At 72.7% G+C, this 13,041-nt stretch carries 11 protein-coding genes and 1 pseudogene; 7 read left to right on the top strand and 5 right to left on the bottom strand.

What is annotated here, in order from left to right:
• Positions 1–46 precede the first annotated feature (46 nt).
• From ACGFRF_RS14330 to ACGFRF_RS14315, 4 genes and pseudogenes are all read left to right on the top strand, one after another.
• A complete protein-coding gene (locus ACGFRF_RS14330) occupies positions 47–1,399 on the top strand; it encodes a sensor histidine kinase (protein WP_393739616.1) in 1,353 nt (450 codons plus the stop codon).
• Positions 1,396–2,061 carry a response regulator gene (locus ACGFRF_RS14325; protein ID WP_393739614.1) on the top strand — a complete coding sequence of 222 codons (666 nt, stop codon included), beginning with the start codon at positions 1,396–1,398 and terminating at the stop codon, positions 2,059–2,061. The genes ACGFRF_RS14330 and ACGFRF_RS14325 overlap by 4 nt, the downstream gene beginning before the upstream one ends.
• A 67-nt stretch (positions 2,062–2,128) precedes the next feature.
• Positions 2,129–3,349 (top strand): cytochrome P450, encoded by a 1,221-nt coding sequence (locus ACGFRF_RS14320; RefSeq protein ID WP_393739612.1) that lies wholly within the window; start codon positions 2,129–2,131, stop codon positions 3,347–3,349.
• A gap of 109 nt (positions 3,350–3,458) precedes the next feature.
• Positions 3,459–4,006 (top strand): annotated as a pseudogene (locus tag ACGFRF_RS14315) (GbsR/MarR family transcriptional regulator).
• Here the strand turns inward: ACGFRF_RS14315 and ACGFRF_RS14310 are convergent.
• Positions 3,913–4,764 carry a diacylglycerol kinase gene (locus tag ACGFRF_RS14310; protein WP_393739611.1) on the bottom strand — a complete coding sequence of 284 codons (852 nt, stop codon included), beginning with the start codon at positions 4,762–4,764 and terminating at the stop codon, positions 3,913–3,915. The pseudogene ACGFRF_RS14315 and the gene ACGFRF_RS14310 overlap by 94 nt on opposite strands.
• Positions 4,765–4,961: 197 nt before the next feature.
• Here ACGFRF_RS14310 and ACGFRF_RS14305 point away from each other — a divergent pair, with 197 nt between their 5' ends.
• Entirely contained in the window at positions 4,962–6,245 is a 1,284-nt protein-coding gene (locus tag ACGFRF_RS14305; RefSeq protein WP_393739609.1) for an adenylosuccinate synthase, read from the top strand.
• A gap of 108 nt (positions 6,246–6,353) precedes the next feature.
• Complete coding sequence (locus tag ACGFRF_RS14300) at positions 6,354–6,578, top strand: hypothetical protein (protein WP_393739607.1); 225 nt, start codon at positions 6,354–6,356, stop codon at positions 6,576–6,578.
• A 127-nt stretch (positions 6,579–6,705) separates the two neighbouring features.
• Here the strand turns inward: ACGFRF_RS14300 and ACGFRF_RS14295 are convergent, their stop codons facing one another.
• From ACGFRF_RS14295 to ACGFRF_RS14285, 3 genes are all read right to left on the bottom strand, one after another.
• Positions 6,706–7,356 (bottom strand): hypothetical protein, encoded by a 651-nt coding sequence (locus tag ACGFRF_RS14295; protein ID WP_393739606.1) that lies wholly within the window; start codon positions 7,354–7,356, stop codon positions 6,706–6,708.
• Between the two features lie 110 nt (positions 7,357–7,466).
• Positions 7,467–8,162, bottom strand: a complete 696-nt coding sequence (locus tag ACGFRF_RS14290; RefSeq protein WP_393739604.1) for a GntR family transcriptional regulator — start codon at positions 8,160–8,162, stop codon at positions 7,467–7,469.
• A gap of 149 nt (positions 8,163–8,311) precedes the next feature.
• Complete coding sequence (locus ACGFRF_RS14285; RefSeq protein ID WP_393739602.1) at positions 8,312–9,667, bottom strand: aspartate aminotransferase family protein; 1,356 nt, start codon at positions 9,665–9,667, stop codon at positions 8,312–8,314.
• 196 nt (positions 9,668–9,863) lie between these two features.
• Between ACGFRF_RS14285 and ACGFRF_RS14280 the strand changes: the two genes are divergently transcribed.
• On the top strand, positions 9,864–11,999 hold the full coding sequence (locus tag ACGFRF_RS14280) for a serine/threonine-protein kinase (protein ID WP_393739600.1): 2,136 nt from the start codon (positions 9,864–9,866) through the stop codon (positions 11,997–11,999).
• 92 nt (positions 12,000–12,091) lie between these two features.
• Here the strand turns inward: ACGFRF_RS14280 and ACGFRF_RS14275 are convergent, their stop codons facing one another.
• The gene (locus ACGFRF_RS14275; RefSeq protein WP_393739598.1) at positions 12,092–12,841 is read right to left on the bottom strand and encodes an SLATT domain-containing protein; all 750 of its coding nucleotides are present in this window, start codon (positions 12,839–12,841) and stop codon (positions 12,092–12,094) included.
• Between the last annotated feature and the right edge of the window lie 200 nt (positions 12,842–13,041).

The following is a 13,041-nucleotide window of genomic DNA, read 5'->3' as shown; positions in this document are numbered from 1 at the left end:
CTGCGAGGGGACGACCGCGCCCCGCCCGCGCCCTACCGTGTGGCACGTGACCGAGACGACGCACACGCAGACGACACCGCCGGGGGCGGCGGGCAGACCACGCAGCCCCGAGTTCCGGCTGGCCGCGGACGCCCTGCGCGGGCTGTGGCAGGACCTGTTCCACGACGCCTTCGCCTACCGCCCGCTGCCCCCCGCGACCACCGACGGCCCGATCGGCCGCCACCTGACCGGCCGCACCAAGGAGTACGCGGTCTGGGCCCCGCACGCCACCGTCACGGCCGCCGGCGGGGTGGCGGCGCTCATCGCCCTCGCGAACAACCACACGGGCCCGTCGGCCGTGGTGTGCGCGCTGCTGGCGCTGGTCCCGGTCCTGCTGACCCTGGTGCGTCCGGCCGGAGCGTTCTGGCTGTCGCTCGCGGCGACCACGGTCACCACGATCGCCTGGAGCGACAGCTGGGCCGCATGGCCGTGGCTGCCGAGCAGCTTCGTCTCCCACCTGGTGGTGCTGACGGTCGTCGCGATCCGCACCCGTCCGCGCACGGCGGCCTGGATGTGGGCGCTGACCGCGCTGTACGGCTTCTGGGCCGAGGCCGCCTTCGGCTGGGAGCACTACGGCAGCGATGTGGGCCCGATGCTGATCCTGTCCGCGCTGGTCCTGCTGGCCGTCACCGTCCGGCACATACGCCGGCAGGCCCAGCAGGAGGTGAGCGCGCAACAGACGGTGACCGCGGTGGAGCGCTCGCGGCGCACGCTGCTGGAGGAGCGCACGACCATCGCCCGTGAGCTGCACGACGTGGTCGCCCACCACATGTCGGTGGTCGCCATCCAGGCGGAGGCCGCGCCCTACCGGGTGCAGAACCCGCCGCCGGAGCTGGAGAAGGCGTTCGCGACCATCCGGGAGAACGCGGTGGCGGCCCTGACCGAGCTGCGCCGGGTCCTCGGCGTCGTCCGCGCGGAGGACTACGAGGCCCCGGACGCCCCGCAGCCCACCCTCGCCGACCTGGACGGGCTGCTGGCCAATGTGCGGGAGGCCGGCCTGGAGGTGGACAAGGCGGTGACCGGCGCGGTCCGCGAACTCCCGCAGGGCGTGGAGCTGTCGGCGTACCGGATCGTGCAGGAGGCACTGAGCAACACGCTGCGGCACGCGCCGGGCGCCGGTGCGCGGGTGGAGATCGGGTACGTCCTCGGCGGCCTGGGCCTGCGCATCGTCAACGGCCCGCCGCCGGCCCCGCACCTGGTGAGGGCCTCGCCCGGTGCCGGGCACGGCCTCACGGGCATGCGGGAGCGCGTCTCCATGCTGAACGGAGAGATGACGACGTGCCCCACGGCCGACGGCGGCTACGAGGTGACGGTGTTCCTGCCGGTGCCGGCGGTCACCGCGATCGAGGACGGGGCATGACGGTCCGCGTACTGATCGCCGACGATCAGATGATGGTCCGCGAGGGCTTCTCCGTCCTGCTGAACGCGATGCCGGACATCGAGGTCGTCGGCGAGGCCGTCAACGGCCGGGAGGCGGTGGACCGGGTCCGTGAACTGGCCCCGGACGTCGTCCTGATGGACATCCGCATGCCGGAGCTGAACGGTATCGAGGCGACCAGGGAGATCGTCGCGGCGGACGACACGGCGAAGGTGCTGGTCCTGACGACGTTCGACCTGGACGAGTACGTGTACCAGGCACTGCGCGCGGGAGCCTCCGGCTTCCTGCTGAAGGACGCCTCGGCCCGCCAACTGGCCGACGGCGTCAGGGTGGTGGCGGCCGGCGAGGCCCTCCTCGCCCCCTCGGTCACCAAACGCCTGATCACGGAGTTCTCACGCCTGTCCGAGGCGCCACGCCTGATGCCGGCGGCGCAGGCGGCGTACGGGGAACTGACGGAACGGGAGACGGAGGTCCTGGTGCTGATCGCGCAGGGCCTGTCGAACGCCGAGATCGCCGGGCGGCTGGTGGTGGCGGAGTCGACGATCAAGACCCATGTGAGCCGCATCCTGGTGAAGCTGGGCCTCAGGGACCGCACCCAGGCGGCGGTGTTCGCCTACGAGGCCCGCCTGGTGACCCCCGGCTGACGGTGCGCCCCCTCGCGGACGAGGGGGCCCCTGGTCAGACGCGGGGGCGGCGCGTTAGCGTCCCGGCATGGCAGGCACCGTCGACCTCGCGTTCGATCCCTGGGACCCGGCGTTTCTCGCGGACCCGTACCCGGCCTACGCCCAGCTGCGGGCACACGGCCGGGTGGTGCGGTACGAACCGACCGACCAGTGGCTGGTCCCGCGGCACGCGGACGTCTCGGCGCTGCTGCGCGACCGCCGACTGGGCCGGACGTACCAGCACCGCTTCTCGCACGAGGACTTCGGCCGGACCCAGCCCCCGCCGGCGCACGAGCCGTTCCACACCCTCAACGACCACGGCATGCTCGACCTGGAGCCGCCGGACCACACCCGGATCAGACGCCTGGTGTCGAAGGCGTTCACCCCGCGCACGGTGGAGCGCCTGAAGCCGTATGTGCGCGGGCTGGCGGACGACCTGGTGGCCGCCCTGGTCCGCAACGGCGGCGGCGATCTGCTGGCGGACGTCGCGGAGCCGCTGCCGGTGGCGGTGATCGCCGAGATGCTGGGCATCCCGGAGGCCGACCGGGGACAGCTGCGCCCGTGGTCGGCGGATATCTGCGGGATGTACGAACTGAGTCCCTCCGAGGAGACGGCGGCGCGGGCGGTGCGGGCGTCGGTGGAGTTCTCGGAGTACCTGCGGGAGCTGATCGCGGCCCGCCGCAAGGCGCCGGGGGAGGACCTGATCTCGGGTCTGATCGCGGCCCACGACGAGGATGACCGGCTCACGGAGCAGGAGATGATCTCCACCGCGGTCCTGCTCCTCAACGCCGGTCACGAGGCGACGGTCAACGCCACGGTGAACGGCTGGTGGGCCCTGTTCCGCCACCCGGACCAGCTGGCGGCCCTGCGCGCCGACCACTCCCTGATCCCGTCCGCGATCGAGGAGCTGATGCGCTACGACACCCCGCTCCAGCTCTTCGAACGCTGGGTGCTGGACGACGTGGAGATCGGCGGCACGACGATCCCCAGGGGTTCGGAGATCGCCATGCTCTTCGGGTCCGCCAACCACGACCCGGCGGTCTTCCCCGACCCCGGCCGCCTGGACCTCACCCGCCGGGACAACCCGCACATCTCGTTCAGCGCGGGCATCCACTACTGCATCGGCGCCCCCCTGGCCCGTATGGAGCTGGCGGCGTCGATGACGGCCCTCCTCCGGCAGGCCCCGACCCTGAGCCTGGCGGCGGAGCCGGTGAGGAAGCCGAACTTCGTGATCCGGGGGCTGGAGGGGCTGAGCGTCGAGGTGGGGTGACCACCGGTTCGGCTGCCCGCGCGACTTCTCCGTCAGCGGCCACGTCCCGCCCGCGCAGCCCCGCCGGCCCCGCGCCCACCAGCACCATGGCCGCTGCCGCTCGGAGGGCATGACGGAGCCGAGCACACAGCGGGACCCGGAGTCGGTCCCGCGGTTCGTGGAGCACTGCGCCGCCCAGCTGGTCGAGGCGGGCATGCCCCGGATGCCGTCGCGGGTCCCCGCCGCGCCGCTCGCCTCCGACACCGGCACCCTGACCTCCGGCCGAGCTGGGCGAACCGCAGCGGATCAGCCCCGCGGCCGTGTCCGGCGTCGTGCGCTACCTCGCCCAGGTCCACCCGGTGTCCCGCGAGCGCGAACCCGGCTCGCGCCGGGAGCGGTACCGGGTGCACAGCGACCGGTGGTACGAGGCGCTCCCAACCGCGAGGCGATCATCAAGGGCTGGGAGGACGCGCTGCGGGAGCGGGTCGCGAGCCTCGGACCCGACACCCCGCGGGCCGGCGGCTCACCGAGACCCTGGACTTCTTCGAGGTCACCGAGACCGGCTCCGGCGTCCCGCTCCCGGCTCACGCCGAGGGCAGGACGAGCGCCCAGGCCCCCTCCGCCACCCGCCACGTCCGCCGGCGTACCGGGCCCGAGACCGCCGCGTCCGCGCGGTAGCGGAAGTCCGCGCCCACGACCGTCACCGTGCGGCCGGAGGCCAGCAGGGGGGTCGCCTCCGCGCCCACCGAGAGGGGGCGTACCTCCACCGAGGCCGTGCCGCCCGTGCCCGGGGTCACCGAGACCGTCTCGACCGGCTGGTCGAGGTCCACGACCGTCTCGCCGTCGACCTCCACACGGAGCCGGGCGGGGCCGGGGGCCGGTACGGCGGAGAGGCGGGCGGGGCGCGGGGCCAGGGTGCGGACCAGCGAGCGGTACCTCGTGCGCAGCCGGGGCCGCCCGGGAGCCACACTCACCGGCTCGGCGGCCGCCGCCCGCACCGGCGCCGGCGGTATGCCCAGCGCGCCCAGCACCACCCCGTCGCTGTCGTCGACGAGGAGGTCGAGGCGGCGCTCGGCACCGTCCAGTACCGCCCGCGCCGCCGCCACCGCGCCCGTCGGCACCCCCAGGGACTCCGCCAGGGCGAGCGTGCCTCCCACGGGCACCATCGACAGCGCACAGCCGGCCAGCTCACGCTGCCGGTGCAGCAGGGTCACCGCACGCACCAGGGCCCGGTCGTCGCCGATCACGACCGGTCGCCTAGAACCCCGTCGGCCCAGTGCGCGGGCGAATTCCTCCGGGCTCTCCGGCAGGCACACCTTGGCCGCCGCACCCGCGCTGAGCACGTCTTTCGCGATCCGTACGGACTCTCCGTCCGCCTGCCGTGCTGTCGGATCGATGATCACCAGCAGCTGATCGGACGTCGCGAAAGTCGCCACCTCGGTCCTGCCTCGCTTCCTCGGGTAGCATCTTTGTGCAAGAGCCCCTTGCGCTATTGCGCCAGGGGCTTCGTCTATTCCGGGGCATCCGGTCCGACGGTTGTGCGACCAACGGCGGTCGCTGTGGCACGCGGCGGTGAACCTTACGCCCACGCCCCCGACCTTGGACATGCCCCGCCCGGAAGGGGTGTACGCGCGTGCCCGCACTTGTGCTGCTCGGTGCTCAGTGGGGTGACGAAGGCAAGGGGAAGGCGACCGACCTGCTCGGTGGCTCGGTGGACTATGTAGTGCGTTACCAGGGCGGCAACAACGCCGGCCACACGGTCGTCGTCGGCGACCAGAAGTATGCACTCCACCTCCTCCCTTCCGGAATCCTCTCGCCCGGCTGTACGCCGGTCATCGGTAACGGTGTCGTTGTCGACCCGTCGGTCCTGCTCTCCGAGCTGAGCGGTCTGAACGAGCGTGGCGTCGACACGTCCAAGCTCCTGATCAGCGGCAACGCACACATCATCACGCCGTACAACGTGACCGTCGACAAGGTGACGGAACGCTTCCTCGGAAAGCGGAAGATCGGCACGACCGGGCGCGGTATCGGCCCCACCTACGCCGACAAGATCAACCGCGTCGGCATCCGGGTCCAGGACCTGTACGACGAGTCGATCCTCACCCAGAAGGTCGAGGCGGCCCTCGACGTCAAGAACCAGATCCTGACCAAGCTGTACAACCGGCGCGCGATCGCCGTGAGCCAGGTCGTCGAGGAACTGCTGGCCTACGCCGAGAAGCTCGAGCCGTACGTCGCCGACACGGTCCTGGTCCTCAACCAGGCGCTGGAGGACGACAAGGTCGTCCTGTTCGAGGGCGGCCAGGGCACCCTCCTGGACATCGACCACGGCACGTACCCCTTCGTGACGTCCAGCAACCCGACCGCGGGCGGCGCGTGCACGGGCGCCGGTGTCGGCCCGACGAAGATCAGCCGGGTCATCGGCATCCTGAAGGCCTACACGACCCGGGTCGGCGCGGGTCCCTTCCCGACCGAGCTGTTCGACGAGGACGGCGAGGCGCTGCGCCGCATCGGCGGCGAGCGGGGCGTGACCACGGGCCGCGACCGCCGCTGCGGCTGGTTCGACGCGGTCATCGCCCGCTACGCGACCCGCGTGAACGGCCTGACGGACTTCTTCCTCACCAAGCTGGACGTGCTGACCGGCTGGGAGCAGATCCCGGTCTGCGTGGCCTACGAGATCGACGGCAAGCGCGTCGAGGAGCTGCCGTACTCCCAGACCGACTTCCACCACGCGAAGCCGGTCTACGAGACCCTGCCGGGCTGGTCCGAGGACATCACCAAGGCGAAGTCCTTCTCCGACCTGCCGAAGAACGCCCAGAACTACGTCAAGGCGCTGGAGGAGATGTCCGGCGCCCCGATCTCCGCGATCGGCGTGGGCCCGGGCCGTGACGAGACGATCGAGATCAACTCGTTCCTGTAGGCCGCGGGCGGGGCGCTGTCCCCGCCGGGTCCCGAACCGCCCCGCCGATCCGCCCCCGGGCATGATCGGCGGGGCGGTCCCGCGCGGTGCGCGAGGCACAATCGACATATGAGCGTCCACCGGAACGCACGGTGCCGGGGACCGTACGGCGGTGAGGGCCACCAGTCCGACGGCACGGACTGCTCCGACCCGGCCGTCTTCGAGGTCGCCCGGCACAACAGGCCGCCGCTGTGGGTGTGCCCGGTGCACCTCGGACCCTCGCTGCTGCTGGCGAGCGGGGTCCTGTGGCCCCCGGAGATCCGCCTCGTCGGGCGCCTCCCCGACCGGCCCTAGCTGTATTGATCACGAGCGTTGTTGACACTGGCCGGGCTTGATCATGGCGAAGACCTCCGGTGTGGTGGAGGTGTCGAGTCTTCACCGCACGGAGGTCTTCGTGTCCCGTGCCGGGCCGCGCCGGCGGTCAGCTGAAGACGATCATCGACCCCTGTGCCAGGGACCGGGTCGCCGCCGCGTGCAGGCCCAGCCACACGTGCCGTTCGCGGGCGAAGGGGCTGGGGTCGTACGGCGCCGCGACGGCCGGTTCCTCCAGCTCGGTCGGGGACGCGGGCGGTTCGGGGGCCGCCGGGGGGTTCGCGGGGTCGATGCCGATGGCCGGGGCGACGTACTGGAGCTCCCTGAGGAGGGTCTGCGAGGAGCCCAACGGGCCTCCGCCCGCGAGGAGTTCGTCGTTCGACAGGGGGTGCGGGAAGTCGACGGGGACGTACGCGCCCGCGTGGTCGTAGTGCCAGACCAGGTGGGACTGCTGAGCCGTGGACTCGAACATCTCCAGCAACTGCTCGTAGTCCCCGCCCAGTTCGTCCACCGGGGTCACCGGCAGCCCGCAGACCTGGAGCAGGTAGACCCGGCGCAGGAAGTGCAGGGCGTCGTAGTCGAAGCCGGCCACCGGGGCGACGTCGCCGGACAGGCCGGGCATGTACTGGTACACCGGCACCGGTGGGAGCCCGGCCTCGGCCAGCGCCTTGTTGTATTGCGCGAGTTCCTCGGCGAACGGGTTGTCCGGGGTGTGGCACAACACGTCGACGAGCGGTACCAGCCACAGGTCACAGGCCAAAAGAGGACTCCTCGCATCGGCAGGCGCACGGTCACGCACGGCAGCAGGTGGTCAGGGAAGGGTAGTCGCTACGGCCCTTGGTGGCTTCCCCGCGGGACCGTACCGGTCACTTACCCGTTGGCCAGGTGTTCCAGCAGCGCCAGCGAGTGGGCGTTGGCGGCGGCGACGATCCGGCGGGCGGCCTCGGCCTCGCGGCGGGCCAGCGCGTCGACCAGTTCGGTGTGCCCGGCCCAGAGCCGGCCGCGCAGATCGGGGAGGCGGAGCAGGTGCTGCACCGCGCACACCCAGGACTGCACGCGCAGCCGGTCCAGGAAGTCGGCGAGGTAGGGATTGCCGAACAGGGCGCTCAGCTCGCGCCAGAACCGCAGGTCGTAGCCGATGAGGATGGTCAGGTCACCGGCCGCCGCGGCGCGCTGGGCCTCCTCGCCCCGGCGGCGCACGGTGGTCAGCGCCGCGGCCGTGCGCGGGTCGTCCGGCGGGGTGCGGAAGGCGGGATGGCCCGAGGCGAGCGCCTGGAACATGCCGTCGGTGACCAGGCTGCGGGCCTCGATCATGTTCCGGTAGTCGGTGACCGAGTACTCGGGCACGCGGAAGCCGCGGTGCTGGTCGGCCTCGAGGATGCCCTGCGCGGACAGGTCGACCAGCGCCTCGCGGACCGGGGTGGCCGAGACGCCGTACTGGTCGGCGATCTCCTTGACGGTGAACGCCCGGCCCGGTCGCAGCCGCCCCGCCAGCACCTCGTCACGGAGCGCGTCCGCGATCTGCTGGCGCAGGGTGCTGCGCGTCACGGCGCCGTTGCCGGGCATGGTCCGGGCCTCTCCTCACGCGTCCGGTGACGTACGCGTACGCAGCCGGGTGACGTACTCGTACGGACTCGCGTTCTACGCGAGTACCTATGTCTTACGAGCACGTCACCTTACGCGTTCGGATCGGTCCGGCGGCAGCCTCGATTCGGTTACGCCGTGTACTCGTCGGCCACGGTCAGCGCGGCGTCGAGCGCGGCCAGGCCCTCCTTCAGCTCGGCCTCGGTCACGTTGCACGGCGGCACCACATGGGTGCGGTTCATGTTCACGAAGGGCCACAGGCCGTGCTGCTTGGCCGCGGCGGCGAAGGCGGCCATGGGGGCGTTCGCCTCGCCGGCCGCGTTGTACGGCACCAGCGGCTCGCGGGTCTCGCGGTTCTTCACCAGGTCCAGCGCCCAGAACATGCCGACACCGCGCACCTCGCCGACGCTCGGGTGCCGCTCGGCCAGTTCGGTGAGGGCGGGGCCGACGACCGTCTCGCCCAGCCGCTTGGCGTTCTCGACCACGCCCTCCTCCGCCATCACGTTGATCGTGGCGACGGCCGCGGCGCAGGCCAGCGGGTGACCGGAGTAGGTCAGGCCGCCGGGGTACGGGCGCTTGGCGAAGGTCTCCGCGATCTCCCCGGAGATCGCGACGCCGCCGAGCGGGACATAGCCCGAGTTGACGCCCTTGGCGAAGGTCATGAGGTCGGGGGTGACGTCGAACAGGTCGGCCGCGAACCACTCGCCGGTCCGGCCGAACCCGGCCATGACCTCGTCCAGGACGAAGACGATCCCGTACCTGTCGCACAGCTCGCGTACCCCGGCCAGATAGCCGGGCGGCGGGACCATGATCCCGGCCGTGCCCGGGATGGTCTCCAGGACGATCGCGGCGACCGTGCCCGGGCCCTCGAAGGCGATCGTCGTCTCCAGGTGCTCCAGGGCCCGCGCGGTCTCCTGCTCCTCCGTCTCGGAGTAGAAGCGGGAGCGGTAGAGGAAGGGCGCCCAGAAGTGGACGACACCGGCGCTGCCGCTGTCGGAGGCCCAGCGGCGCGGGTCCCCGGTGATGTTGACGGCCTGCTGGGTGCCGCCGTGGTACGAGCGGTAGGCGGCCAGCACCTTGGGGCGGCCCGTGTGCAGCCGGGCCATGCGCACCGCGTGCTCCACGGCGTCCGCGCCGCCGTTGGTGAAGAAGATCTTGTCCAGGTCGCCGGGGGTCCGCTCGGCGATCAGCCGGGCCGCCTCCGAGCGCGCCTCGACGGCGAACGCGGGGGCGAACGTCGTCATGGTCGCGGCCTGCTCCTGGATCGCCGCGACGACCTTGGGGTGCTGGTAGCCGATGTTGGTGAAGACGAGCCCGCTGGTGAAGTCCAGGTACCGCTTGCCGTCGTAGTCCCAGAAGTACGACCCCTCGGCGCCGGCGACGGCGAGCGGGTCGATGAGGTCCTGCGCGGACCAGGAGTGGAAGACGTGCGCGCGGTCCGCGGCCTTCACTGCGGCGCCGGCGTCGGGGTGGGGCTGAGGGGTCATGCCCGCGAGCGTAGATGTCCGCGATGCGGAAGCGACATCGGCGTCCTGTTCCCTGGGCGGGGGGTTTCCGCGACAGATTGTCCAAGGCGACGGTGGGCCCGCCTGTTACGGAACCGTAGACGCAGGCCCGCTCCTCACCCCGTACGACCGCACTATCCTCGGTCTGTTGCGACCTATGGGGGGAAGGCGGCGCGGGATGGAGAAGCTGGGACCGGGGGATCCGCACCGTATCGGGGCCTACCGGCTGCTGGCGCGGCTGGGTGCCGGCGGTATGGGGAACGTGTACCTGGCCCGGTCGGACCGGGGGCGTACCGTCGCCGTGAAGCTGGTCCGCGAGGAGCTGGCCGAGCAGGAGGAGTTCCGGGCACGGTTCCGGCAGGAGGTGCAGGCCGCGCAGCGGGTCGGCGGGTACTGGACCGCGCCCGTGCTGGACGCCGACACCGAGGCGGCGGTCCCGTGGGTGGCGACGGGGTACGTCGCCGGGCCGAGCCTGCAGCAGGTCGTGGGGCACGACCACGGTGCGCTGCCCGAGCGGTCGGTACGGATCCTCGCGGCGGGCCTCGCGCACGCGCTGAAGGACATCCACGCGGCGGGGATCGTGCACCGGGATCTCAAGCCGTCGAACGTGCTCGTCACCATCGACGGACCCCGGGTCATCGACTTCGGGATCGCCCGGGCGCTGGAGACGACCCAGGTCGGCGGGGAGGGGCTCACCCGGACGGGGTCGCTGGTCGGGTCGCCCGGGTTCATGGCACCCGAGCAGGTGCGGGGGGACCGGATCACGCCGGCCTGCGACGTGTTCTGCCTCGGGTCCGTGCTGGCGTACGCGGCGACCGGGACGCTGCCCTTCGGGACGGCCAACAGCGGGGTGCACGCGCTGATGTTCCGGATCGCTCAGGAGGAGCCGGATCTGGAGGGGGTGCCGGAGGGGATCGCCGACCTGGTGCGGGACTGCTTGCGCAAGGAGCCGGGGGCTCGGCCTTCGCTGGACGCGATCCTGGAGCGGACGGGGGCGGAGGACACGGTGGCCGGGGGACGGTCCCGGGATCCGTGGTTGCCGGGCTCGTTGGTGGCGCAGTTGGGGCGGCATGCGGTGCGGTTGCTGGAGGCCGAGGATCCGGAGAGCGACGGGGTGGCTTCGGGTGCGTCGTCGGGTGCCGGTGCGGCTTCGGGTGCCGGTGCGTCGGGGGGCACCCGGCCTCCGGCCGGGTCCGGGTTCCCACCCGCACCACCCGTGCAGGCAGCGTCGGCGGGTGCGGGTGGCCCCGGTGGGGGGTCCTCGCCGTCGGCGGGTGCGGGCGGACTTGGTGCGGGGCTAGCGCCGGTCGCGGGTGCGGGTGGAGTTGGTGCGGGGGTAGCGGCGGCCGCGGGTGCGGGTGCGGGTGCGGGTGCGGGTGCGGGTGACGGTGGGGCTGTTGCGGGGGCGGGGGGTTCGGCGGATGGGGGGTCGCCTGAGCATGGTGCCGTTGCCGATGGAGGGGCCCTACCGCCTGTTCCGGTGGGTCCACCGTCGGTCGGGGGCGGCGTCAATCATCTTCCGACCGTCGTGTCGGGGCAGGCTCCGCCGCCCGGGCCGTACGGGTATCCGCAGCAGCATCCTCAGCCCCCCGTCGGCCACGGCTACCCGCAGCAGCCCGGTGCCGGGGCGTGGGGCGGGGCGCAGCCGCCGTACAACCCCTACGGCGGCGGGCTCGGCTCCACCCCGCCGTACGGGCCGCCGCCGGTCGGCGTGGGGCAGCAGCCCGAGCGGCGCAACGGGCGGTCCACCGCGCTGCTCGTCGTGATCGCCCTGGTCGTGGCGCTCGGCGCGGGTGGCACGGTGTACGCCCTGATGAAGAACGGTGGCGGTACCGACAACAAGGGCGGCGACACGGTCAGCCCCGCGCCGACCGCCACGTCCGCGCCGGCGACCGACGGGACCTCCGGCGCACCCGCCCCGACCACGTCGGCGCCGACCGCCTCCGCCTCCACGGCAGGGGCGGTCCCGGACGCCTACCTCGGCACCTGGGAGACCACGATCGACAACGCCAACGGTGCCAACACCCGCGAACTGACCATTCGGCAGGGCAAGGTGGGCGACACCGTGCTGACGCTGGTCGCGGACGGGCCGACCGACGGCGGTGGGACGTACCACTGCGTCTTCGAGGCCGAGCTCGCCGAGGAGCCCACGGGTAGCGGGCCGTTGCAGATCGGGCCGTCCACCGTCACCGCCGGCGAGCCCGCCTCCTCCTGCTCCCCGGGCGAGGCCACCGAGGTCACGCTGCTCTCGGACGGCCGTCTGAAGCGGGCGAAGCGGAGCGGCGGGGAGAGCCTGACGTACACCAGGCACTGAGTGGGGACGGGCCTGGGGCCGGCACGGCGAGAGCACGCACCTGACGCCGCGCGGCCGCCCTTCGGGCAACGACGCGAATGGCCAGACAGGCCCTAGCGGGGCTCCGGTGGCCGTTGGCGGGGCATGTTCGGGCGGCTGCCGTTCGCCGGGGGGAGCGGAAAGCGGCCCCCCGGACCTGCGTGGTCCTGGCGCGGTACGGACGCCGTCGCCGTCTGGATGCCGAGCGGTGCCGAGCCGGTGCGGAATTCCACCATCCAGTCGGTCGTCTCCGTCCGCACCAGCTCCGTGACGTCCTCCGAGAACCGCCGCAGCACACCCAGGCACCGCTCGGCCGCCTCGCTCGCCGTGCCCTCGGCCGGTCCCAGCACCTCCCGCACGCTCTCCGAGGCCCAGTCGAACTGCAACGCCTGGAGCCGCCGCTGCACCGCCTGGGCGGTCGCCACGTCCCTTATCCATCCGGACGTGACGCCGAAGAACCGGTCGATGCCGACGCAGGCGACCCCGAGCAGCAGGGCCAGACAGCCCCAGGGCGCCACCCCGCCGGCCGCCCCGGTGAGATCGAGGAGGGGCAGCGCCGCGCCGGCCACCGCGCCCGCCGCCGCGCCGACCCGCAGCACCCGGGCGCCGCGCCGCTTCCACACCCGGTCCCGCAGGTACCAGGCCGTCGTCTCCAGGGCCCCGCGCTCCACCCACCGGTACAGCTCGTCGAGCCGCTCGGCGGGCTCCCCCCAGTCGCCGAGCGGGAAGGCCCGCCCGGTCAGATCGCCCGGCCGCAGCCCGGCCGCACCCTCGCCCCGCCCGTCCTGAGGCGGACCCTCGGGCTGCATCTCCGGCTGACCCACCCGGCACTCCCTACTGATCACGACCGGTCACGTAGCGTGACATTCCCCTGCCGACGCGCGCCACCCTTCCTACCGCCCAATGGGTGGCGGAGAGGGAGCTTTCCCGGCTTTTCCGCCCGTAAGAGGGCCTTGATCAGGTATAGGACTGCTGTCTTTCTCACTCGAAAGAGTGGCGGGGCGACGGCCGCGTGGACCACGTA

The organism is Streptomyces sp. NPDC048521, from assembly GCF_043199855.1.
GTDB lineage: Bacteria > Actinomycetota > Actinomycetes > Streptomycetales > Streptomycetaceae > Streptomyces.
The sequence above is the reverse complement of the archived record's forward strand: the minus strand, read 5'-3'. Positions and strand labels throughout refer to the sequence as shown.